Genomic DNA, 24210 nt, shown 5'->3' with positions numbered 1-24210 from the left:
TCAAGGCTCCAGACCCCAGACACGTTTATCGTTTATATACAGAGGTGCTTTCTCCCAATCTGTATAAGAGGTCTTGGTTGCATCATAGGAAAAATCATCGCTTTCGTTATAGTTGCTCCAATCTGACTTGTTCATACGAATCTGGATATCTCCCGTATTTTCTCCAGCTGCCAGGCTTCCCGCACCGGCTCCAAAGGAAATTTCCAGATAGTAGTCTGCCCCATTAACGGCCTTATCCAGTTTCACAAAACGTCCCTGAATGTTGCTACTGCCTAATTGCGCATAATCACAGTGGAACTCCTGCGCCTTATCGCCATCTACGGTATAGTAGTATCTCAGCTTAACGTTTTTCAGATCCAGAGCCTCTTTCCCCTTATTTACGACACGGAAGAGTGGTCGAATCTGGTTATCTCCCGGGTTGGTGTCGCCCACACGGTATTGGGCAATTACATCTCCCTTTGCCGGAATCGGCGCTGCTGTTGGCTTGGCGCTGACCTCAGCAGAATCCGGGCTGGTTCCTAAGGAGTTTGTTGCAGTTGTTACATAATAATAAATGGTTTCATTCACCACCCCTGTATCCTTGTAAGTGGCGTCAGTTACCGTTGCTACCGTGGTATACGGGCCACCACTGGTTGTGGAGCGCTTAACCGTGTAGCTATCAGCACCTGTCGCTTTGCTCCAAGTTAGTGTAACTTGTGCATCCCCTGCACTTGCCTTCACATTTGACGGAGCTTTAGGAGCTGTAGGTTCGGCTGGTCCACTACCATTAATGAGACGGTCATACTCTGCATAAGCAGTTGCCATATCTACTTGGGACCAGAAACGGTGATACGTAAATTCTGGTGCACCTTTATCCCATTTTTGGGTCTGTTTGTTCCATGAAGTCGTGTATTTGTCTTTAAGATAGGACCATTGCGGATCTTTGGTGATATTAGGACGGATGTCGCTATAGCTGGAATACGTACCATTGCCACCCTTGGCCGGATCAGACGGTGTAGCGTCTGTGCCTGGGATCGTGTTTCCTTGCCCAGTCTTGCCACTCCATCCGCTCGGGATATATACTTCTTTAGTAAAATAACGATAATAATCCTCACGTGCTTCCTTCGTTGTAATTCCTATACCGTCGTTATAGCCCCATGCTGCATCAAGCAAGGTTTTTGACAGATCTTTGGCTTCCTTTCCTAACTCGGTGTAGTCTCCTTTTTCAGCTTTTGTTCCGGCAGCAAAGAAGGTCAGCGCTTTCACATAACTGCCCAACACTCCTGCATCCTGTCCTGGATTTTTTGTTACTACATGAAGATTGGCATTCCCTTTATGATTGGCAAATCCGCTCCAAGTCTCGGGCTTTCCACTCCATTCCAGATTGCTCGGCAGCCAGAACTCACCTTTAGCTGCTGTTGTGGCTACCTTCGGATTTTTGCCACCCAGAATACGCTTGCCTTGTGCATCCAAATAGTATCCCTGCGCGTCTGTTACAGGCCGTTCGTCGGCAAATACATAGCTCTTGGACCATTCGATCCAGTTTTCCGTCACTTGTTTAGCCATTTTAAACTGCTCAGACGAAGTATCACCTTTCTTGGCTAAAATATAGTACAGCTCCGCAATCCGCTCGACAGGCCAAGCCTGCATTCCAAACCAGTTGTTGGACGGTGGATCTTGGTATACAGGAGCCCCTGTATAAGCCATGCCATAAAAAGTGCTCGTACCAGAGGGATACGCCTTGTAGGCGCCATCCCAGCTATTCGTTGCTCCACCTGCAATGGCCCCCTCATCAGATTGCAGCCAAGTATAAAATTCCAATTGGCGCTTGAGCGAGGTCGCCCAGTCCTGTCCTGCCGTAGGTGAATTTGGAATCAATCCGCTATCCTTATCGGATAACGCATATGCAGCAACGACATTCTGGTAGCCCTGATGCGCATGGCTTGCACCAATACGCCAAGCCCAGTTGCCGCTTTGGCCTAGCCCGCCGCCCCAAGCCGTATACCATGCCATTAGATAAAGACTGGCATCCTTGCCCGTACCAGCAATCGGACTTCCGTTGGAAGCGCTTCCTACTTTCTGGAAGTATTTATCGTACATGCCGTAACGCAAGAAGTCTCCCATCTTTTTCGCTTTGTCCAAATATACCTGGTTGTCGTAACCCAGTTCTTTCGCCCAGTACATGGCTTGAACCGCCCGTGCGTCCGCATCCGTGGCATTCGTGTAGCGCCATTGCTGTGCAGGAGCATTATTTTCCTTGGTGAACAGGCTCATAAAGCCTTCATTAGGCTTGCCAAACTTGTGATTATCCTGCGATGGATGCGGTACGGCCTCCCAGACCGATTCCTGTTCTCCACGCTGGAAAGTGTTCACATAGGTCGCCGTATGCGACGGATTCAGCAGATTGCCAAAACCGTACCAATTGTCTACATCCAGCAGCCAATGCATCAGGTAGGTCTGATTGTTGCCATAGGTTGCCTTCAGCTCAGAGTCCAGCGGGTCCTTGCCAGCACCATACTGACCACTCAGACGGCTTGGGTACTGATCCGGCTGCGGATATTCTGCGGCATAAGTGGCAGGGCTGTTCGGGTTATAGTTACTCATTGTAGGCTGCTCTTCCTTACCGTCACCCTCATTAACAGGAATGATATATTTCTCCATGTTGTCCCATGCCGATTCCAAATGCCCCCAATCACCAGTATAATGACCATAGAGAACTTCCAGCCACATCCAGTAGCTATATGCTTCCGAGGTCGTTAAGTGTCCATAGTCAGGAGCCTCGCTCATCAGTGTTTCAACGGAATGATAAGGGATACCTTCTTTTGAAAAGTAACCGCTAGCCGGGTCCTTTAGCTGTTTATACATTTGCAGAAAGCGTGTCGATTCAGGGGTTGCGGCTGATGCACGGTCGGGTTCGGCCTGAAATAAGCCCAAGCTTAACGGAAGTACCAAAATGGCTGACATGACCATAGAGACAGATTTTCTGAACACTGATTTTCTACTGATCACTTTTGCATTCATCCTCTCCATTATCAATTTTGGCTTTACTCAAAATTTGATTCCGAAAAACGACAGCATAAAAAGACAGCGCCATCACCTCACTTTCCCGTTATAAAGGTGGAGGACACGCTGTCCATAGCTCCAAATGCTTCACATTGGCCCTGGCAAGAATATACCACACTAGTTGCCAAATGAGAGTCGAAAAATTCTATATGTTTAGAGTTGCACAAGGAAATTGACGAAATCGATAGGAATCGGTACTATTTCACAAGGAGGCGTTAAATCATGAATTTGTTGCTGTTGCTTGGCTGTATTGTGATGTTTTTAGCTGTAGCTCTGGGAGCATTCGGGGCGCATGCGTTGAAAAAAAGACTTTCTGCAGACATGATGAGCATATTCCAGACAGGAATTCAATATCAAATTGCTCACGGTTTGGGTTTGTTGCTGCTGGGAGTTCTTGCAGGCAACCTGGTCCATTCTTCTCTTATTGTAACCGCTGGTTGGGTTATGCTGGTGGGCATTCTCCTGTTTTCCGGCAGTCTGTATGTTCTTAGTGTGTCTGGTGTGAAAAAGCTTGGAGCCATCACCCCGATTGGCGGGCTGGCTTTTTTGGCAAGCTGGGTGATGGTGATGGTGGCGGTAATGCAAGGCTAAACAAATGAACAGAGACTTGGAAAATTAGGCGCTTCCAAGTCTCCTGAATCATGACCGAATTATTGATGAATATGAAAGTGTCTATGATTTCGTTTGCACTTGCTGTGCTTTCTGAGCCGCAATCCGATGACCTTCGATATAGCGTTTGGATTGAGCCATCTCATGCTCCTGAGCAGCTTCCATAATAATATGGACCCCTGGCTTGTACTGCTCCAGCAGTTCCATATATAGACCATAGTTCATGTCACCAAAACCCGGCGGTACGGTCTCGATCTCACCTGATGATGACAGACGCCGGTCTTTGGCATGCGCTGCGATAATCCGAGGTCCCAGCAGCTGAAAAGCTTCGCGGATGATCTCATCCTGTCGGGCCAAATTTTCCGTTTTTAGCAAATTACCCGGATCAATCACAACGCCAATGTGTGAAGAGGGCACTTCTTCCAAGAAGGTAGCAAGCTCTGCTGCTGTTCCGACCAAGTGATCGTTAGCAGCTTCCAATCCTACGAATACCCCCCATTTTTCCGCCTCATCTGCTAATTCTCGTACAACTTCTTTTACAACTCTCCAGTCCCGTTCCGAATAAGGGGTCCCGTCCTCATTGCGTCCGACTTCAGCTGCGACCATTGGTGCTCCTAACAGACCCGCATATCGGATCAGCTCTTTGAAACGCTCTACATTCTCACGTAACAATTCCTCATCCTGTACAAAAAAATGCAAATAACAACCGAGCACTGATATGGATACCCCATGCTTACGAAATTCCTCTGCGATAGACGATGCTAATCCTGGATTGAACTTGCCAGGTTTATTAAAATCGACATCGCTGATCGCTCTCCATGGAGCAAGCTGAACATGAGTAAAGCCCGCTTCACCTACCTTTGCAGCCAACTCACGATAAGGCAACTTGCCAAACAAATGTGCCAATACACCTACTGTCACTAAAAATCACCTCTTTTTTTTAATTTTGTATTCTACTAGTCACTGTACTCAGCTCCAAAGACTCATTGATAATGTTTGTAATTCGTTCTACTTCATCATGAATAAAAAAGTGTCCTCCTTCAAAGGTAAACACACGAAATTGCTTATCCGTATGCTGTGCCCACGCCTCCGCATCTTGTAGGGTCACCGTGTTGTCGGTCAGTCCTGTCAGGGCGGTGATAGGGCAATGTAAAGGCGTATCTTTATCCATATACTTATACATCTCGACAGCTTTGAAATCTGCTCTTAATACTGGCATAAAATAGTCATACAATTCCTGATTGTCAAAAATGGCTTCCGAAAGCTGACCGTACCGTCGCAAATGTGTTCTAAATTGATCTGCGGGCAGATCATGTAACCACGGGACATTTCTCGGGACATGCGGTGCTCGTCCACCCGAAACAAATAGATGAGCCGGCTTCCCATATCCTCCGGCCACCAGCTTATAATACAGCTCGAACGCAATCATTGTTCCCATGCTGTGACCGTATATGGCATAAGGATCGCCAGGAACTAACTCTTGGCTGATTTGGTGCAGCAGATCCTCGCTCATCTCCTCAATGCTATCCTTTAGCGGTTCACCAGAACGAATACCTCTGCCCGCCAATTCCAAAGGGACAAGTTTAATCTGTGGGAGCAGCAGCTTTTTCCACTTGAAGCTGACTGATGCCGATCCACCTGCATACGGGATGAAAAATAATGTGATAGGTGCCATTCTTGCAACCTCCTGTCTTGCTAAATCCTACCTTTTTTAGTTTAGCACAAAAAGGTATATTTACCCATTTCAAATATTTTGCAAATTCGAAAAAGAAGGTTAACGAATTCAAGCACATTTTGTTTAAGGCAGGAAATGTCTTCTTTCAGGAAGAACTGCTGAATGTTTGAATATAATCATGTGTTGGGTCTTTTATTTTCCAATTTGAGAGGAGTCCTGCGCCATGAAGTATGGTTTCTTCGATGATGCCAACCAAGAATATGTTATCCACACCCCTCAAACCCCATATCCCTGGATAAATTATTTAGGTAATGAACGATTTTTTGGACTGATCTCCAATACAGGCGGCGGCTATGCATTTTACCGAGACGCTCGCTTACGTCGTTTAACACGTTATCGGTACAACAATATTCCTGTCGATAATGGCGGTCGCTATTTTTATATTTATGATGATGGAGATTATTGGACTCCGGGCTGGATGCCGGTTAAAAGAGAGTTGGAGCAGTATGAATGCCGTCATGGGCTTGGCTATACCTCAATTATGGGTGAACGCAGAGGTATTCGGGCTACGCAACTAGCTTTTGTGCCCCTTTCCTTTGACGGCGAGGTCCACCAGGTCAAGCTTCAGAACACATCGTTACAAACTAAAAAGATCAAACTCTTTTCATTCGTTGAATTTTGCCTGTGGAACGCCTATGACGATATGACCAATTTTCAGCGTAACTTGAACACAGGCGAAGTTGAAATACAGGATTCTGTCATTTATCACAAGACGGAATACCGCGAACGCCGCAATCACTATGCTTTTTTCTCTGCGAATCGTCCGCTGGCGGGCTATGATACAGACCGTGAAGCTTTTTTGGGTCTCTACAATGGACTGGATCAGCCCCAAACCATCACCGCAGGGCAAGCGTCTAACTCGATAGCCAGCGGCTGGTCCCCTATCGGATCGCATTGCATTGAGATCACACTGGAGCCTGGCGAAGAAACAAGCTGTAACTTTGTACTCGGTTATGTGGAAAACCCAGAGGAAGAGAAATGGGAGTCTCCGGGTATTATTAACAAAAAACGGGCTCATGCCATGATCGCGCAATTTGCGGATGAAACCGATGTGGAACGAGCATTGAGTGAGCTACGAAGTTATTGGAACGATCTGTTGTCCAAGTATACCCTTCAAAGTCATGACGACAATCTGAACCGAATGGTGAACATATGGAACCCATATCAATGTATGGTTACATTCAATTTGTCACGTTCGGCCTCGTATTTTGAATCCGGTATTGGACGTGGTATGGGTTTTCGGGATTCAAATCAAGACTTGCTCGGCTTCGTCCACCAAATACCGGAGCGGGCAAGGGAGCGGATTATCGACATTGCTTCTACTCAGTTTGAAAACGGCGGGGCATATCATCAGTACCAACCGTTGACCAAAAAAGGAAATCACGAGGTTGGCGGTGGCTTTAACGATGATCCGTTGTGGCTTATCGTCGGTACCTCAGCGTATATTAAAGAAACTGGAGACTTTGGCATTCTGGATGAACAAGTTCCCTTTGACGGCAATGTAGATCGTGCCGCTTCGCTGTTTGAACACTTGAAGCGTTCTTTTTACCATGTTGTAGACAATCTAGGTCCCCATGGTCTTCCGCTTATTGGCCGGGCTGACTGGAACGACTGTCTCAATCTCAACTGTTTTTCCGCTACACCAGATGAGTCCTATCAGACGACACAGAATTTGGAGGGCCGAATAGCCGAATCTGTGTTTATCGCCGGACTATTCGTATATACTGGACCGGATTTTATTGAGCTTTGCAAGCGCAGAGGTTTGAATGAAGAAGCAGCCACAGCTCAAGCACATGTGGATCGTATGCGAACAGCCACATTGGAGCATGGGTTTGACGGGGAATGGTTCTTACGTGCGTACGACCATTATGGTAACAAAATAGGGAGCAAGGATTGTGAAGAAGGGCAAATTTTCATAGAACCTCAGGGCTTCTGTGTAATGGCAGGAATTGGCGTTAAAGAAGGTCTCGCTCATAAAGCTCTCGACTCTACACGTGATCGACTGGAAACTCCCTACGGCATTGTACTACAACATCCGCCTTATTCCCGCTACTATATGAATCTAGGTGAAATCTCTTCTTACCCTCCTGGCTATAAGGAAAATGCAGGTATTTTCTGTCACAATAACCCCTGGATTATGATGGCAGAAGCTGTCATAGGACGCGGGGATCGCGCTTTCGAGCTGTATAGCAAAATTGCTCCCGCTTATCTAGAGGACATCAGCGACATTCATCGTACCGAGCCGTATGTGTATGCTCAAATGATCGCGGGTAAGGATGCAGTTCGTGAAGGTGAAGCCAAGAATTCCTGGCTGACAGGTACTGCGGCATGGAATTTTATAGCTATTACTCAATCCATCCTCGGTATTCAGCCGGAATGGGACGGTCTGCGTATTGATCCGTGCATCCCCAAATCTTGGGGAGAATTCACAGTCACCCGCGTCTTCCGTGGCGACACCTATGTGATTCATATCACGAATCCGCAACACGTCTCCAAAGGTGTAGCTACAGTTACCGTAGATGGCACTGTTCTAACGAATAATATTCTGCCGGTTGCAGGAGATGGAACTATTCACCAGGTAAAAGTGTTGCTGGGCTAAACGAGTTCATGCCCTTCAAAAAAATTAGCTTCAACTTCACCACATAGTATCTTATAATACGAGAATGGCTATAGATACATTAAGTGTGGTGACATCATGAACAAGACAAAACGGCTTACTCAAACCATGGATTACAGAACAAAGCAAGCCCGCTGGGTGCGCAAAATGTTATTACTTTACTGGATGATTATAACCGTACATTTTATCGTCCAGCTGGGCAGCTACTTATTCCTTGATTATCCCGCTTCGCCTTATGAATTTTACGTTGGGGTCCTTATTGTTCCCACACTAATCATGAGTGGATCCAACTTACTTGCAGAGCTGGCACATTTTAAATTTAGTAGGTATTCTTTCGCGATTCTATTTATGGCAAGCACCGTCATTTGTTGGATGATTATTCGCCTAAACTATGATATCCGGATTATTCCAGCGTTGTGCTTGTTGCCCATTTTTTCTTCGATTCTGTTTTTCAATCGTCGCTTAATATGGTTTTCTTTTGCACTGCAAGTGATCGTCTTTTTTCTATTGCTAGCAATAGATGGATCATTCCGCAGCTATTTGTCAGACTTTGATATCGTGGCGATTCCAACATTTTTAATTATGTCTACTTTTCTTGCCCTTATTATTCAGGCCAGCGGCCGCGATTTGTTAGTGGATTTATACAAGACAAAGCGCGCCCAGCAGGAATTAATGATCAGCAACGCGATTATCAGCAAAATGTCTATGACCGATGGTTTGACGAAGCTTTATAATCATTTGTCTTTTCAAAACTTTTATGAAAAAGCACTCGAATATGCCGAACAAGGAGCGATCATCCATCTGGCGTTAGTGGATATTGATAATTTCAAGAAGATCAATGACACTTACGGACATCAGTTTGGAGATAAAATTTTGGAAGGCATCTCGCAAATCATCACAGAGCAAATTACAGCAAATGACATTCCGGCCCGCTATGGCGGCGAGGAGTTTGCTATTTTAATGTTCGAGCATACTTTTGAGGAAGCTTATCAGATTGTGGAGAACATTCGGCGTGAAGTGGAGAAAATGACCTTTCAGGAGAAAATGCAAATCGTTTCTGTAACCGTAAGCATTGGATTAAAAAGCTATACCGAGGATATGAACAAAGACAAAGATGTATTTTTTCAGGAGACAGACGACTATCTGTATCAAGCCAAGCGCTCCGGTAAAAATAAAATTGTTGCTCTTGACCATATCGCTTAATGTAAAAAATGCATTTAATGCAACTCCGGCATAGATTGTCGGAGTTTTTTGTATGTAGAACTCAAAATTGAGAAGAGTTGACAATTTTGTGGGTTGAATCTAAAATCGTTACATGCGTAATGGTTATTTACTTACGAAAAATAAGCTTTGAGGAGATGGTTTTACATGTCAACACTCGTTATTGTTGTTCATCCTGATCTTGCGGAATCTCGTATTAACAAAAGATGGATGCAAGAACTCAAGAAGCAATCCAGTGTGACCGTTCACAACCTGTATGAAGTATATCCGGATGAGCAAATCAACGTTGCCCATGAGCAGAAACTGCTAGAGCAGCATGATCGTATCGTTCTGCAATTCCCCTTTTACTGGTATAGCAGTCCTCCCCTGCTGAAAAAATGGCTGGATAAGGTTTTAACTTACGGGTGGGCTTATGGAAGCGAAGGTGGCAAGCTACAGGGCAAAGAGTTGTTGATCGCCTTGTCCGCTGCCAGCGTGGAGGAAAACTATCAACATGGCGGACGAAACAGATACACGATCGAAGAACTGTTGAGACCTTTTGAAGCTACAGGCCATATGATTGGTGTTAAATTGCTTCCTTATTTCGTGCAGTATGGTGCCGCAACTTTGACAGATGAGCAGTTGGAGCAATCTGCACTAAAATACGCGCAGGCGGTTATTTCTTAATTTTCACAAAAAAACCCTTGGAAGGTGGCACACACCTGCTTACCTTACAGCAGACGGCTGCTCCAACCAAGGGGTTTTGCTAATGGAATTACATTTACAGCGTAACCAAGTTACTGGTTATCTGTGCCATGCTTTCTTTAATAATGTTGCAACCCTTGCTCAAGTTCTCCATACTTATCGTTAATGCAGGCATAATTTTGAGCACCGTATCGTTACGCCCAGCTCGCTCAATAATAAGTCCCTTACTAAAGCAGAGAGTTGCTACCTCCTTGGCGAAGGCTTCTCCCAGATGGGTCACATCAATTCCCCAGATCAGTCCCAAGCCGCGAATTTCAATGAGTGGATCAATCTTTTGGATATGTTCACGCAAGAACTGCTGAACAAAAGCCTCTTTTTCCTTCACTTGTGCTTCTAGCCCTACCGTGTCTCTGAACTCCAGCGCTGCCTTGGCTCCGACAAACGCTAGCTGATTCCCACGGAAAGTGCCGTTATGTTCCCCTGGACTCCAAATGTCCAGTTCTGGCTTAAGTAGCAACAAAGACATTGGCAGACCGTATCCACTGATCGACTTGGACAAGACAACCATATCAGGAACAATTCCTGCTCGCTCAAACGAGAAGAACGAACCAACTCGGCCGCAACCGACCTGAATATCATCAACAATGAGCAAAATATCGTGATCATCGCACAGCTGTCGCAACTCACGCAGCCATTCGTTATCTGCGATATTAATACCACCCTCAGCCTGTACCGTTTCCAAAATAATCGCAGCAGGCTTTTCCACACCAGAATGAGTGTCTGTTAAAAGCTGTTCCATGTACAAAATCGTATCCATTCCGTTAAACGTGCTGTTATAAGGTATAAAGGTAACATTATTCAGTGGGACTCCTGCGCTCTCTCGCATGGAATTGTTGCTGGTAATAGATAAACTACCCAGCGACATACCGTGGAAACCGCCCATAAAAGCAAAAACGCCATTTCTTTTTTTCACCTTACGCGCAAGTTTCAGTGCTGCTTCTACCGCATTGGTTCCCGTTGGTCCGCAAAATTGAAGCTTATAATTCAAGCCCTTAGGCTGGAGAATACGCTCGGAAAAAGACTCCATAAACTCTTGCTTGGCCGTGGTGTACATATCCAGACCATGCATGATCCGATCGGAGGTTAAATAATCTAGTAACCGGTTTTTCATAAAGTCATTATTATGCCCGTAATTTAGAGCCCCTGCTCCGGCAAAAAAGTCAATATATCCCTCTCCTGCCTCCGTGTACAAAACATCATTTTTCGCTTTGTTGAAAACAACTGGAAAACTTCTGCAATAGGATCTTACATTGGACTCCAGTGTTTCGAATGTGTTCATAATAATTCGTCCTCCCGCTGACCTGATTTTTGAAAAACACAAGCATGGAAAGCAAAAAAATGCAAAAGAGTGTAAATATGTAATCTAAAATGAGTAGACAGTCTGAACTCACAATGGGATATCCACACCACAAAATCATGAGTACGATCACAAGAACATATAGAGTACAAAAGAATACAGAGATGCATATTAAGAGCAGATAAATGGAAGATTAATATAGTGGGTTTTTCTAAGGGGTCTGTCAGAGGATGTCAACTCCTATGTAATAAAATACCATAATTTTCTTTAAAGTCAATGCATGTTTCTGAGATCTTTTGTTAATTTTTTGTAATTTAAGGTTATGTTCTTGCAGTATATTGTTAAATAGATATGAAAAATGTCGTATTATAGTGATAAATCTCAAAAAAAGTACATTTTCATATCAAATAGATATATATCAAAACTGTCTGGCTACTGGGTTTCCAGAGTAAAACTGAGTTTTTGACAGACTGTCCAAAGGAGTTTACTCTATCAAAAGAACTTGCTAAAATTTAAAAATAGATAAGGAAACATATCATGTCTAATGTTTTGATTATTGAAGATGATAATATGCTGGGTGACACTCTCTCCTTATATTTAACAGGGGAAGGCTACAACGTTACTCGAGTGGAACTAGCAACTGAGGGAATTGCCCTACTCGATAAAGAACAGCCCGATATTATTCTGCTAGATCTGTTGCTTCCAGATTTGGATGGCGTGAATCCCTGCCCGCTGATACGCAAGCATACGGACGTGCCAATCATCGTGATTTCGACAGAAAACAACATTTCAGAGCGCATTCGTACACTTACGTTGGGAGCAGATGATTATATTTGCAAGCCTTTTAGTATGCAGGAGCTCAAAGCAAGGATCGAGGCTCTTTTCCGTCGGATTAAAATCACACGCTTGCAAGGAAGAAACACTTCACCTGAAGCTGAACCTGAAAACGGCATTTCTTTGGATCTGGCGAGAAGAATGGTTATCGTTAATGGCCAGATGGTAGAGATGACCTATTCGGAATTTGAGCTGATGAAGCTTTTTTATTCGAACCGAGGAATTGTATTTAGTAGATATGCCTTGATTCAGGCTCTCCGTGGCACAGACTCCTTTATTAATGAGAGGGCAGTGGACGTACATATTAACCATTTACGCAGAAAAATCGAAAAAGACCCCAAGAAACCACAATTGATTAAGACCATCTGGGGAATCGGCTACAAATTTATGCAATAACACAGTTAGATCCAGGGAATGGATGATTTAATTTGATTAATCTCCTTTTGAACTATACTCAGTTGCTCTCTCCAGTCTGGATACAGTTCTCCCCCTGAGGTTTCATTGCTGCGCTTCAATGCTCTCTCCAACTTTATCACCTTTGCCAGCAGCTCAGTCGCACACAGATTCCCCGTCCCTCCCTTCAGCGAGTGAATTAATCGAAGAGCAGAGGATAACTGACCATTATCCATTTTTCTCACAACTCTCTTATCAAGATACTGGTATTCCTGTATCCATTTATGTAGGGCAAATTGAAAAATATACACCTTGCCATCCATACTGGCTATCGCCTTCTCCGCGTGAATGCCATGTAATTCTTGCAGCCACGCTAAATGGATCCAGCTATTTAATATTCTTGTTGCGGTCAATTTATGTACAGGCTTGAGCAGTACGTCATTAATGCCTGCACGAAGACAAATTTCCTGTTGAGTCTGCACAGCATCCGCGGTAAAAGCGATAACGGGGAGTCTGTTAAAAGCCCTGTTTCTTCGAATATGTCTGGCCGTCTCAAAACCATCCATTTCCGGCATATGTAGATCAAGCAGCACCATATCCCAGGAACATCGCCCCAGTAACTCTATTACTTCTCTTCCATTTGTGACTATCGTTACCTCAAAACCGCGCTCTGCCAAAAACTCGGTTATCACTACTTGGCTAATCTCGTTATCCTCCGCTACGAGGATTTGATACTTTTGTGTTGAGACCCCTACTTCATATTGCAAATTCATGGTTGCAACAGCTTCCAGACTATGATGATCTACCGACACTGACTTTTCCTGCTCGTGGCTAAAGCGGAGCACCTCCAGAAGAGCGTTCCGAGTTACTGGCTTAGACAAAAAGGCATCCACCCCATGTTCTGTAGCTTCAGCGGCTACTTCTTCCAACTGGAACACGGTTGTAAGCCCAATGACCTGAGTCATTTGCTTATCCAGTATATGAAACCAATGCCTCCATGATTCAAGTTCTCTAAAGCCTTCCATCCCCATATCAATCATAACAAAATCAAAATGTTCGCCCTTTTGAAAAGCATCTGCATATTCCTGAAAGGATGAAACGGTGAGTGTTTGTAGTTCCAAATCTTGCAGTAATTCGTTTAGGCTGTGGCTCACCAGTTTATGCTGTGCAATGATTAAGGCTTTGCCGTTGATTGGTTTTTCTAACTGCGTATTTCTTGCATTTAAATCCCCGATATCCAACTCCACATTAAAGTAAAATTGACTATACTCTCCTAAACAGCTCTTCACTTCTACGCTACCACCCATAGCTTCAGCCAATTGCTTGCTAATAGCCAAACCCAGCCCGGAACCCCCATATCTGTGGGTTGATGTGCTCACTTGGGTAAAAGGGACAAATAGCTTGTCCATTCCCGTCTTGGAAATGCCTATGCCCGTATCTTCTACCATAAAAGTGACACTCACTCGTCCGTCCTGCTGGCCTACCATTTTTACCTGTAACAAAACATGCCCTTGATCTGTGAATTTAATGGCGTTGGTCATAAGATTTAAAAGTACTTGCTCCATTCGAAGCGGGTCTCCCTTGAAGCTTTTCGGCAATTCCGGGTCTGTTATAAAAACGACCTCTATTTCTTTATGTTCCAGCAAAGTCCCAATAGTATCTGCGAGATGCCGAAGCATGTTTTCCAACTCAAATTCGACCCTTTCCAGTTCCAGCTTACAAGCCTCTATCTTGGAAAAATCCAATACATTATTGAGTATGTCTAAAAGAGTACGCGAGGAGGCGAGCAGCTTGTGGAGGTAATCTTTTTGAACGTCAGTCAGTTGAGTCTTACTCAACAGCTTTGAGAGCCCGATGATGCCATTCAGCGGCGTTCGAATTTCGTGGCTCATATGAGCTAGAAAAATGCTTTTTGCATGGTTAGATTCACTCATCTCCTTTCTTTTCTGCTCGGAAGCTTTATACTCCGTAATATCCAATACATGACCGATGACATATCTGGTGAACCCGTCGTCCCTGACAGGATGCAAGGTAATTAAAGCTGAATATTCCCAAAACTCCAATTCAAATACGGTCCGATTCCCGAACCAAGCCTGTTTGTAGTATTCGGTAAGCTGCTCCAGTGTTTCAGAGGAAAGCTCCAAAATATCCCCAATACGCTTCACATGCTCCCATTTATTGAAATTAACTTGCAGATTCAGCCCCATACGCTCCAGCAATTCACCATCAAGCAGCATATAATAAAATTCATCACCCCTTTTCTCCAGCCTGAAGGTAAAGCCAGGTTGAACTCGAAGTAAAGTTAGCAGATCATGATTTTTGTCCAACAATCGCTGTTCATATGTATAATTGGTGGGGGTTAGGGCCTGCCCAAACAGAGTCATGAACAATAGACCAATCCCTATTTCCAACACACAGGTCAGCAGTGTACTATCACTTATGCCAAAATAAAAGAACAGAATTCCTGCCAGTCCATAAAATACGCCTGTGATCGCCTGACGAATGAGCTGACGCTGAAAAATCAAAACTAACAATAATATCACGATCGTATATAGCAATAAATCTCGAACCAAGTGTTCGTCCTCCTTGTAATCTCTCATATGTTGCCAGAAGCTGTATCGGAAATATAAAAAAAACTCAGGACAGATTCCTTATGCCATAAGGCTTAAAGAACTGTCCCGAGCATTTATTGTACTATAGATTCCATAACGTTCAAGCTCGTATTTAATATTTGAAACGACTGACCATCACCTTCAAATCAGCAGCCATATTGGAAAGCAACTGAGCAGAAGCCGAAATTTCCTCCATAGAAGCCAATTGCTCTTGTGAGGAGGCGGCAACTTCTTCAGATGTGGCGGCATTACCGGTTGCAATCGTCGCTAGCTCACTGGCTGTTGCTGCAATCTCTTGTACACTAGCTGATATTTGCTGGGCAATCGAGGCAACATCATCTATCTGAGGCGTAGTCTCCCGAATGCCTTCCATCGCATGATTCAGCTTCACAATGGTCTCTTTGGAAATCTGTAGTCCGTCCTTCACCTCAGTCGTGACCCTATCCATCGTTTCCACCGTAGTTTCGGTTTCATGCTGAATTTCGCCAATCAAGTTGGCAATCTGGGTGGCAGAACTCTGAGACTGTTCTGCCAGCTTGCGCACCTCATCCGCAACGATGGCAAAGCCTTTACCATGATCACCTGCTCTGGCAGCCTCAATAGCTGCATTCAAGGCCAACAGGTTCGTCTGATTGGAGATATCGCCAATGACCTTCGTAATTTCTCCAATTTCATGAGAGCGGGCTTGCAAGGTCTGAATCATCCGGTTGGAACGCTCTACTGACTGGTGAATGGAATTCATCTGCTCGCCTGTCTGTTCCACAGATTTTCGTCCTTCCTCAGCTTGTAAGGCAGAACGTCTTGCCAAATCCGCTACTGAAGTCGAGCGTTCAGCAATTCGGGTGATTCCTTGTGCTATTTCATCCAGTGCAACCGAATTATTTTCCAGCCCCGTAGTCTGCTTCTCCGCACCGCTAGCAATTTCTTGCACAGCCTGGGATACCTGCTCACTTGCAGCGCTGGTTTGTTCCGCACTTATCGTCAGCTCATTCGAAGAAAGAGCGACGTGATCCGCACTGTTTCCTACGTTCTGAATAACGGATCGCAAGTTGTGCTGCATATTCTGAAAAGCTGCTCCTAATTCTCCAATCTCATCCTTGCTCATGACTTGAATGTCCTGTGTCAGATCTCCTGCGCTCACATTTACCGCCTGTTCTTTAAGCTTTAAAATCGGTTTGATGATGGAACGGATTAGGAAATAAACAATAATAACACCAATCACAAGACAACCGACAATAGTAAGCAAAGTGCTGAACAAAATCGGCTGAGCTGCTTCATCAACTTCAGATAAATATAGCGTTCCGCCTATCTTCCAGCCTGTCAGCTTATTGGTCGCATAGTTCATATACTTGGGCTGACCTTCATATTCATATTCGTATTCACCTGTGTCGCTCTGAAACATGCGTGATTCAATATCTGTAATTTTGGCGCCTGCTGCCTTCGTTGGATGAACAATGTAAGTATGGTTGCTATCCAGCAATATGGCATAACCTTCATGACCTACTTTAATATTGTTCAATGTCTCTTTAATACCACTAATTTTCAGGTCAATACCAATAACACCGGATCCATCTGTCGTTGCTCTCGACACCGTAACCGTCATCTGCTTTGAGTCTGCCGAAAGATAAGGTGAACTAATCGCTGTCTTTGTATTTCCCTTTATCGCTTCATCATACCAAGGTCTAATACGTGGATCATAATTATCTGGTAATTGCTTTGGTGGATAGGTTGTAAGTTTAGCGTCTTTCGTACCATAATAGATGGATTCTGCTTCTGGGTGAAGTGCAGCATATTGCTTAAACAACTCTTTCAGTTTAGCCGCTTGTTCCTCGGTCTCTACCCGATTGCCTTTTAGTCTTTCTGCAAAATATTCTGCATCATGTAGCTTGGGTTCAATAGTACTATCAATAATAAAATTAGTACGAATTATAGCCTGCTCGGCACTTTCTTCGATCTGGTTTCGAATCTGCTGACTAGCGCTCTCAAACGAAAGAGCCCCCACAATCATGGATGGTATGATCAGAAAGGCAATAAAGGCCACCATTAGCTTTGTTTTAAAATTTTTGCTGAGTACCCTTGTTATCTTCCATTTTTCCCCTGAAAACTTCTTCATTACTTAGCATCTCCATTTCATCGCCTGAATTTCGTAACCTATGGTGAGCCGCTTCGTCTTGTCTATGATGGCAGTCACCCGACAGATTCCCTTTCATGTTTTTTCACATCTCCTGCTGAAATGCTTGGATATAAAAAGATATAAACACGCTAATTGAATAGGTATATGTACTTATTTTCGAACACCACAAGGCTAAACGGAACCGGTTCTTTGATATAATATACCTAAAAATTATTAAAAAAAATGCAATGTAGATGTTAAGAAAATGTTAGTTTCACTACACTATACCTACCTCTTTACATAAAATAATCCCCTTGAAGGTGGCAACACATAAGGTCATTGATCGAAAATCACCATATGCTCCACCCGCAAGGGGATTAAATTCGCTTTATTCTATTCTATCCAGCATAGCCTTAAGGTCGTCGATATGGGTGACAGGTGCCTGACAGGCAAAATGTTCACACACATATACGGCTGGTTTGCCATCCACAAGATCGTAATCATGGATATAAGGAGCTATTTCTGCAATCTCCGGCTGTCCTTTATCCTTAAAAATAACAACCATATTTGGCCTAAAACCAGCTTGAACCTCCTGAACGAACTGGGCAGTCTGCGGATCATTCCTTTGACCTACAATGACAATCTCACTCGTCTTTCCCGTCGCATACAACAACGCGCTGAGCAGCGCTGAGTGGCCTGAGGGGTAATGAGCAACCATCCCGCCAAAAGCCTTAAACTGCTTGGCAGCATAGTCTTCCAATCGAGTTTCCCCCGTTAGCCGCGCAAGTCGCACAAAATTATGGGCCGCAATGCTGTTACCCGACGGAATCGCACCATCATAAATTTCTTTGGGTCTGGATATCAATTGTTCGCTATCTGATCCGGTAAAGAATAACCCGTCCCGTTCTTCATCCCAAAACAGATCAATCATATTCTGATTAAGCGTCAGTGCCCGCTGCAGATATTGTACATCGAAGGTCGCCTGGTACAACTCGATCAAACCCCACACATAAAAAGCATAATCATCTACATAGCCGAGGTAAGCTGCCTGACCATCCCGATACCGTGCCAATAGGCGTCCGTCTTCCCGTCTCAAATGGTTCCACAAGAACGTCTCTGCCTTTCGAGCTTGCTCTGTATATCTGGTATCTCCAAAAGCTTGCCCCGCCTTGGCCAAAGCAGCAATCATCAACCCGTTCCACGAGGTCAAAATCTTGTCATCCTTCTGAGGATGAACCCGCTGCTCCCTGGCAGTAAACAGCTTGGCCTTTAGCTCACTGACCCGCTGCTCCAGTTCTGGCTCGGTCAAGTCATGCTTGTTCCCGTAGCCTTCTAAATTGATATCAATCAGGTTTGGAATGTTGTGACCTTCAAAATTACCGTAAGGTGTGATTCCGTACAAGTCGTTGAAAAAAGAGGCATCCTCATCGCCCAATACAGCCTTTATCTCAGAGTCGCTCCAGACGTAAAATCTCCCCTCTTCTCCTTCAGAATCCGCGTCCTCTGCCGAATAAAAGGCACCTCCTGCATCCGTCATGTCTCTTGCGATATATGTAAAAATTTGTTCAGTGATCTGTCGGTACAGTCTTTTGCCTGTCACCTGCCAAGCTTCTGTATACGTGATGGCCAACAAAGCGTTATCATATAGCATTTTTTCAAAATGCGGCACCAACCATTTCTCGTCCACTGAGTACCTTGAGAATCCCATGCCTACATGGTCGTAGATTCCGCCCCGTGACATCGCATCCAGCGTCTTCTCTACCATTTCCAGTGCCTGCTGGTTCCCCGTAGGTTGTGCATATCGCAGCAGAAAAGACAAGTTATGTGGAGAAGGAAACTTCGGTGCTTCTCCGAAGCCACCATATTCATGATCGAAGGTGTGACTGTATTCATGAAAAGCTTTATTCAAGCATTGATCATCCAGTTCTCCGCGATAACCAGCAAGCAAGTCCTGTCGTTCATGCTCGGTAAGTACCTGCTCACTCAGCTCCATCAGCTCATCCGGCTGTTCTTTCCATCGGATTCCCACCTTACCCAGCAACTCCAAAAGTCCGACACGCCCAAACTTCTGCTCCTTTGGCAAATACGTACCCGCAAAAAAAGGCTTCTGATCCGGCGTCATCATAATCGTCAGCGGCCAGCCCCCATGCCCCGTCATCGTCTCACAGATGGACATATAAATATGATCCACGTCCGGACGTTCCTCTCGATCCACTTTAATGGATACGTAATCCTGATTTAATACCTCAGCTACCTCTTGATCCTCAAAAGATTCTCTCTCCATCACATGACACCAATGACAAGTCGAATAGCCAATCGACAAAAAAATTGGCTTGTTATCACGCTTAGCAATTTCAAAAGCCTCATCTGACCAAGGGAACCAGTTTACCGGATTGTAAGCATGTTGTAATAGGTACGGTGATTTTTCCTTGGCTAATCTATTCGGTTTGCTGCTCGTTGACATGGGGCATCACCACTTCCATAGTTGGATTTTATGCTTGGTATTATTTTACCCTAAATGGGTGGTAAAAGTCGGAAGAGTAGAAAAAATATAATGACTCTCAACCGAATCTATCAATAAATTATTTGTTCAGGTCATAAGTAGGTATGAAAAAGCACTGATGGATATTCTCCAACAGTGCTTTGTTTACTGCAATCATACCTTATTAGCGTTTAGTATTATACTCATTACAATTTATATCAAATATCTTCAGAGCTTTCAGTAAGGCGTATTCACTTGTTCTAGCTCCTTCTTTTGAAAAATACGCATTTGGAAAAGCGGGAGACATATGATGGTACCCGGGATAGACATGTAATTCCACTAAGACACCATCAAATACCAGTTGTTTAGCAAAAAATAAGGCTTCATCAATGAATAAATCAACGGTACCTATATTTATATAAGTCGGTGGCAACCCGGCCCAAGACTTGGCACGGGCCGGCACATAATATTCACTTACCTCCTCGGAACCCGGTTCAACCCCCAATACAGATTTCCAGCCAAAATAATTGCTTTGTTTTGTCCAAATAAACTCGCCTGCGTATGGATGCTCCGGTGCGATACTTGTGCGGTCATCTAGCATTGGCCTCATTAATCTTAGATGATGGATTTCGAATTCCTTCTGATCACGAATGTACAAAGCTAAGCCAGCCGCCAAACCGCCACCAGCGCTACTGCCCCCGACGGCAACTTTCTCAGTATCTATCCCTAACTCTTCCGCATGTTCAATACACCATTTTAGGCCCGAATAACAATCCTGTAATTGACTTGGCTGTACATGCTCTGGCGCTAGGCGATAGTACACAGATACACAACAGAAACCATGTTCTGCAGCAAGAGCTGCATTAGCAGGACGATCCACGACTGGACTTCCTAAGACCATCCCGCCTCCATGTATCGAATAATATAGAGGCATCTTATTATGCTTTGATTGTTTGGGCTTAATGATTTCTATTTGAATATCTGGACCGTTAAAATAACTTGGCACAACCCTTTTTTCCAATGTAACAGGAAACATCTGCGTTACATCTAATTGTTGCATCATTTGAGATTGGTTTTTACGTGATTCCATTAGTGTAGATTTGGTAAGGTCGGTTGTTGGTATTAAATCAACTGCACTGATAATTTCTGGATCAATCAGATGTCTGCTTCTACTTTTTTGCGCCCCCATAAATCTTCCCCACTTTCTTGTTTCAACGATAATGAATCAACACATGTTTCCCTTCATTTATTCAGAATCGGCACCGTTCCAAATCCGTTGTTGCTGTCGTTTATATTCATATTTTAAAGATTAAAATAAGCTCTATAAATGAAAACAACGAGTTAGAATCATTTTTGACATAAAAATAATAAATGTAAAAATGAAGTACAGCCTTTGAAATAGAAATTGAAATGCAAAAAAGTATTTGGGAATCTGGATGAGGCCAAAATTAAATTCATTGACGCGAGTATAGTACCACGCCACTTTGTAAATTAGGTATTATTTATGTTCACTTAATTGAATATCGATCGATATTCACCAGTGTATCCCCTACTTTTTATGTGAATACACAATTTTCTTAATGGTTTCGGTAGAAAGGAAAAACTCCTTAGCTAATTGCTCGATACTGCTGCGATTTTGAAAAGCATTTCTGATTTCGGTATTTCGCTGTTCAAGCAACCTTCTCCCGCCACTCAAACTGCCCCAATTCATATACTCCGTTTTTGGTTTAGGAATATACAGAGTCTCTCCTTGAACATATTTTTGAATTTCCGTAATTAGTTTTTGAGGTAAAACTTTTGTAGCATTCGTATATCTCAATTTTGCTCGCTCCTTATTTTGATTCTTTTTAAAATAAGGTGCAAAGCCAAAAATATTAAAAAAGCTTATTCAGCGTTAAAAAATTGTTTCGCCCCATACAAAGTAACGCTTTCCTAATAATTGGCTTTGCATGAGTGTAAGAAGTCACAGACAATCCCAATAGATTCTCCATCAGTAGGCACCCCCTTTTACTTCGCAAGTATAGCATAACTCTACTCACCTGATCTTCATCCGTTTACGAGGTGTTGCCGGGACGTTTGTTTGCTCACTCTTGTTATTCGCAAGCTAATGTTTTATATTGACATAATAGTAGGTCAAAAATAAAAGAGGTGAACGGACAAGATGTCTCCACGAACAAAGGAACAAAACGAAGAGATCCGGCTGCGGCGTCTGGCGCAAATCCGGAAAGCCGCTGCCGATGTGTTTTTGAATAAAGGGCCTTTACTGGAAATCCGCGATGTCGCCGTGCAGGCAGGACTCGGCTATGGCACGGTATACCATTATTACAGCAATAAGGGCAATTTGCTCCACGATCTGCTATGGGACGCATTGGAGCGGGCCGGGGGATGGCTGGAGACCCCGCTTGAGGCTCAACCGAAAGCCCCGCCCGCTTCGGCTTCGGAGAAGATGCCGGCAGGCGGGCATTTCGGCTTGGCTGCGGCGGCGGACACCGGGAACTCGGCTGTCGCGGATTCCCAAAGCGGAAGCCGCGAAACGGCCGCTGCCACAGAGCTTGGCCCCGTCGCCGCCGCTGGCGTCCGGCTGCTGCAGCTTTGGGCGGAGGACCACGCCCTGTACCTGCTGCATAAGTTGGCCGGTGAGGGCTTTGCCTCGCTGCCTGAAGGGCGCTCGGCCCCGCTCTCGGCCGCCTTTCGCCGGGAAGTGCTCACGCCGCTTGCCGCGCTGCTGGAAACCGATCGTGCGGCGGACGGGACTGCCGCTTCCGGCGGAAACGCGGCGGAGCCGCCGTATCGGCTACAGCGCACGGAAATGCTACTGGCCGCCTTGGTCGGCTGCGCCTCGCTTTCGCTTCGCCGAGGAAAGCTGCACGAGGAGGCCAGAGATATCGTCCGGTTTTTAAAATTATAGAATTAATAAGGAGCGAATAGACAAAGATGATCATTTTAAAATCACCCAGGGAAATCGAAGAGATGAAACCGGCGAGCCAAATCGTTGCGGACTGCTACCGCGAGGTGGTTAAACTGATCGAGCCTGGGATCACCACCCGGGAAATCAATGACTTTGTTGCCAGACATATCACCAAGCTGGGCGGCAAGCAGTTTACAAAAGGATACAACGGTTTCCCTGCCGAAACCTGCATTTCTGTCAACGATGTGGTGGCCCACGGCATTCCTTCGAACCAGGTGCTTATGGACGGCGACTTGCTGAAGCTCGATATCGTCGTGGAATACGGCGGATGGTTCGGCGATTCGTGCTGGTGCTATGCGGTGGGCAATATCCGACCGGAGGCGCAAAAATTAATGAGGGTGACAAAGGAATGCTTGGATCTGGGGATCGCCCGAGCACTCCCCGGAGGACGGCTCGGCGACATAACGTCGGCGATTCAACAGCATGCGGAAGCAAACGGTTTTTCGGTCGTACGCGATCTGCTCGCGCACGGGATCGGGCGGAGCCTGCACGAGGAACCGAGCTACGAGCATATCGGCGTAGCTGGCAAAGGCACTCGGTTAAAGGAAGGCATGGTGTTTACGATTGAACCGATGATCAACGAAGGTACGTTCCGTATCACGATCGACGACGATCAGTGGACGGCGAGAACGGCCGACGGCAAGTTGTCGGCGCAATATGAGCATACGATTGCAGTTACGCAGGACGGCCCACTGATTTTAACGGCCCAGTAAGAATAAAGACGAACGCCTATCTTGCATATATTTTTTTCATTGTAAATCTTGCTATTGGCTGAGCAACCAATAGCTCAATCCAAAATGCTACACCAAAATTTCTAAACCAACTGCTGGAAAGGTTCTAGGCTTATTTGTTTCGTACCAATCCAAGTTCCTATAATTGTGGTAGGCTACACGAGTCGTGCTAATAATAGTAAAGTATAATCAAGCATAAAACTCATAAAGGAGTATATGAACCAGATGAGCAATTTTCTGAGTGAATTTGAGGAAAGATTTAGAGCAGGATTTTTGGAAGATCTCAAAAGCATACTGGAAGAAGTGAAGGATGAAAAAGTTTACGCTTGCGCGTTTGGCACAGACAGCGATTTTGTCACCTTATTTCTAGCTGTTAATACGGAGGAATCACTTGTTAGACATATCACAAACATGAAAGCCCAAGACCTGTGTAACAGCAAGGAAGATGAAATTTATTACAGATGGGGATTAAGCGAATATCAATATGGCGATACAACACACCTCAATCATATTAGCAAATTTCTGTATGCAACCGACAATGTGTTGGACTATAAAGATGAAATGATAAAAATTATAGCCAAGGTAGTTAAAGAAACCGACGATGTACTTTTTACTCAATTCGGTCAGTCCAAAGAAGATATTATTTTTTTCGTGTCCATGACAGATGATGATATGGCCGAGGAACTGGAAGATCAGTCTGTAATTCAGATGACAAATGCCAAATTAGTTGATGGCTTCTTGCATCGTTATCAATAATACTAAATCATTCTCTTTCACATGGTTTAACTTTTTTCCAATCTCAAACACTCACT

17 protein-coding genes are annotated in these 24210 nt (G+C 44.6%); 8 read left to right on the top strand and 9 right to left on the bottom strand.

The features are described from left to right. Entirely contained in the window at positions 1–2988 is a 2988-nt protein-coding gene (locus ACU1JV_RS25285) for a glycoside hydrolase family 48 protein (protein WP_165083575.1), read from the bottom strand. Between the two features lie 276 nt (positions 2989–3264). On the opposite strand from ACU1JV_RS25285, the gene ACU1JV_RS25280 reads away from it, so the two are divergent. Continuing rightward, on the top strand, positions 3265–3633 hold the full coding sequence (locus ACU1JV_RS25280; protein WP_025675219.1) for a DUF423 domain-containing protein: 369 nt from the start codon (positions 3265–3267) through the stop codon (positions 3631–3633). A gap of 81 nt (positions 3634–3714) precedes the next feature. On the opposite strand, the gene ACU1JV_RS25275 is transcribed toward ACU1JV_RS25280, so the two are convergent. Together ACU1JV_RS25275 and ACU1JV_RS25270 are read right to left on the bottom strand one after the other, a co-directional pair. After that, entirely contained in the window at positions 3715–4572 is an 858-nt protein-coding gene (locus ACU1JV_RS25275; RefSeq protein ID WP_013371104.1) for a sugar phosphate isomerase/epimerase family protein, read from the bottom strand. A gap of 19 nt (positions 4573–4591) precedes the next feature. Then, positions 4592–5326 carry a thioesterase II family protein gene (locus ACU1JV_RS25270; protein ID WP_165083577.1) on the bottom strand — a complete coding sequence of 245 codons (735 nt, stop codon included), beginning with the start codon at positions 5324–5326 and terminating at the stop codon, positions 4592–4594. Positions 5327–5549: 223 nt separating this feature from the next. Between ACU1JV_RS25270 and ACU1JV_RS25265 the strand changes: the two genes are divergently transcribed. From ACU1JV_RS25265 to ACU1JV_RS25255, 3 genes are all read left to right on the top strand, one after another. Continuing rightward, entirely contained in the window at positions 5550–7985 is a 2436-nt protein-coding gene (locus tag ACU1JV_RS25265) for a GH36-type glycosyl hydrolase domain-containing protein (RefSeq protein ID WP_413986113.1), read from the top strand. 96 nt (positions 7986–8081) lie between these two features. Beyond that, positions 8082–9206, top strand: coding sequence for a GGDEF domain-containing protein (locus ACU1JV_RS25260; RefSeq protein WP_090739243.1), 1125 nt, complete (start codon positions 8082–8084; stop codon positions 9204–9206). 165 nt (positions 9207–9371) lie between these two features. After that, the gene (locus ACU1JV_RS25255; RefSeq protein WP_013371098.1) at positions 9372–9890 is read left to right on the top strand and encodes an NAD(P)H-dependent oxidoreductase; all 519 of its coding nucleotides are present in this window, start codon (positions 9372–9374) and stop codon (positions 9888–9890) included. A gap of 94 nt (positions 9891–9984) precedes the next feature. Here the strand turns inward: ACU1JV_RS25255 and ectB are convergent, their stop codons facing one another. Then, positions 9985–11247: a diaminobutyrate--2-oxoglutarate transaminase gene (gene ectB / locus ACU1JV_RS25250; protein ID WP_058712083.1), complete on the bottom strand. Its 1263-nt coding sequence runs from the start codon at positions 11245–11247 to the stop codon at positions 9985–9987. 555 nt (positions 11248–11802) lie between these two features. Here ectB and ACU1JV_RS25245 point away from each other — a divergent pair. Then, positions 11803–12495 carry a response regulator transcription factor gene (locus ACU1JV_RS25245; protein WP_013371096.1) on the top strand — a complete coding sequence of 231 codons (693 nt, stop codon included), beginning with the start codon at positions 11803–11805 and terminating at the stop codon, positions 12493–12495. A gap of 5 nt (positions 12496–12500) precedes the next feature. Here the strand turns inward: ACU1JV_RS25245 and ACU1JV_RS25240 are convergent, their stop codons facing one another. The 5 genes from ACU1JV_RS25240 to ACU1JV_RS25220 all read right to left on the bottom strand — a co-directional run bounded on the left by ACU1JV_RS25240 (position 12501) and on the right by ACU1JV_RS25220 (position 21518). Continuing rightward, entirely contained in the window at positions 12501–15065 is a 2565-nt protein-coding gene (locus ACU1JV_RS25240) for a hybrid sensor histidine kinase/response regulator (protein WP_413986112.1), read from the bottom strand. Between the two features lie 151 nt (positions 15066–15216). Further along, entirely contained in the window at positions 15217–17217 is a 2001-nt protein-coding gene (locus tag ACU1JV_RS25235) for a methyl-accepting chemotaxis protein (RefSeq protein ID WP_413986111.1), read from the bottom strand. A gap of 388 nt (positions 17218–17605) precedes the next feature. Continuing rightward, on the bottom strand, positions 17606–19681 hold the full coding sequence (locus ACU1JV_RS25230) for a thioredoxin domain-containing protein (protein WP_058831307.1): 2076 nt from the start codon (positions 19679–19681) through the stop codon (positions 17606–17608). A 202-nt stretch (positions 19682–19883) separates the two neighbouring features. Further along, positions 19884–20888 (bottom strand): alpha/beta hydrolase fold domain-containing protein, encoded by a 1005-nt coding sequence (locus ACU1JV_RS25225; protein ID WP_058831308.1) that lies wholly within the window; start codon positions 20886–20888, stop codon positions 19884–19886. A 360-nt stretch (positions 20889–21248) separates the two neighbouring features. Further along, positions 21249–21518, bottom strand: coding sequence for a CD3324 family protein (locus tag ACU1JV_RS25220; RefSeq protein WP_013371091.1), 270 nt, complete (start codon positions 21516–21518; stop codon positions 21249–21251). Positions 21519–21860: 342 nt separating this feature from the next. Here ACU1JV_RS25220 and ACU1JV_RS25215 point away from each other — a divergent pair, with 342 nt between their 5' ends. The 3 genes from ACU1JV_RS25215 to ACU1JV_RS25205 all read left to right on the top strand — a co-directional run bounded on the left by ACU1JV_RS25215 (position 21861) and on the right by ACU1JV_RS25205 (position 24154). Further along, positions 21861–22607 carry a TetR/AcrR family transcriptional regulator gene (locus tag ACU1JV_RS25215; RefSeq protein WP_165083586.1) on the top strand — a complete coding sequence of 249 codons (747 nt, stop codon included), beginning with the start codon at positions 21861–21863 and terminating at the stop codon, positions 22605–22607. A 26-nt stretch (positions 22608–22633) separates the two neighbouring features. After that, complete coding sequence (gene map / locus ACU1JV_RS25210) at positions 22634–23380, top strand: type I methionyl aminopeptidase (RefSeq protein WP_013371089.1); 747 nt, start codon at positions 22634–22636, stop codon at positions 23378–23380. A 243-nt stretch (positions 23381–23623) separates the two neighbouring features. Then, positions 23624–24154: a DUF4303 domain-containing protein gene (locus ACU1JV_RS25205; RefSeq protein WP_413986110.1), complete on the top strand. Its 531-nt coding sequence runs from the start codon at positions 23624–23626 to the stop codon at positions 24152–24154. Positions 24155–24210 lie beyond the last annotated feature (56 nt).

The organism is Paenibacillus sp. T2-29, assembly GCF_052921365.1.
Note: the sequence above shows the minus strand (reverse complement) of the source record. Positions and strands in the feature narration are given on the sequence as shown.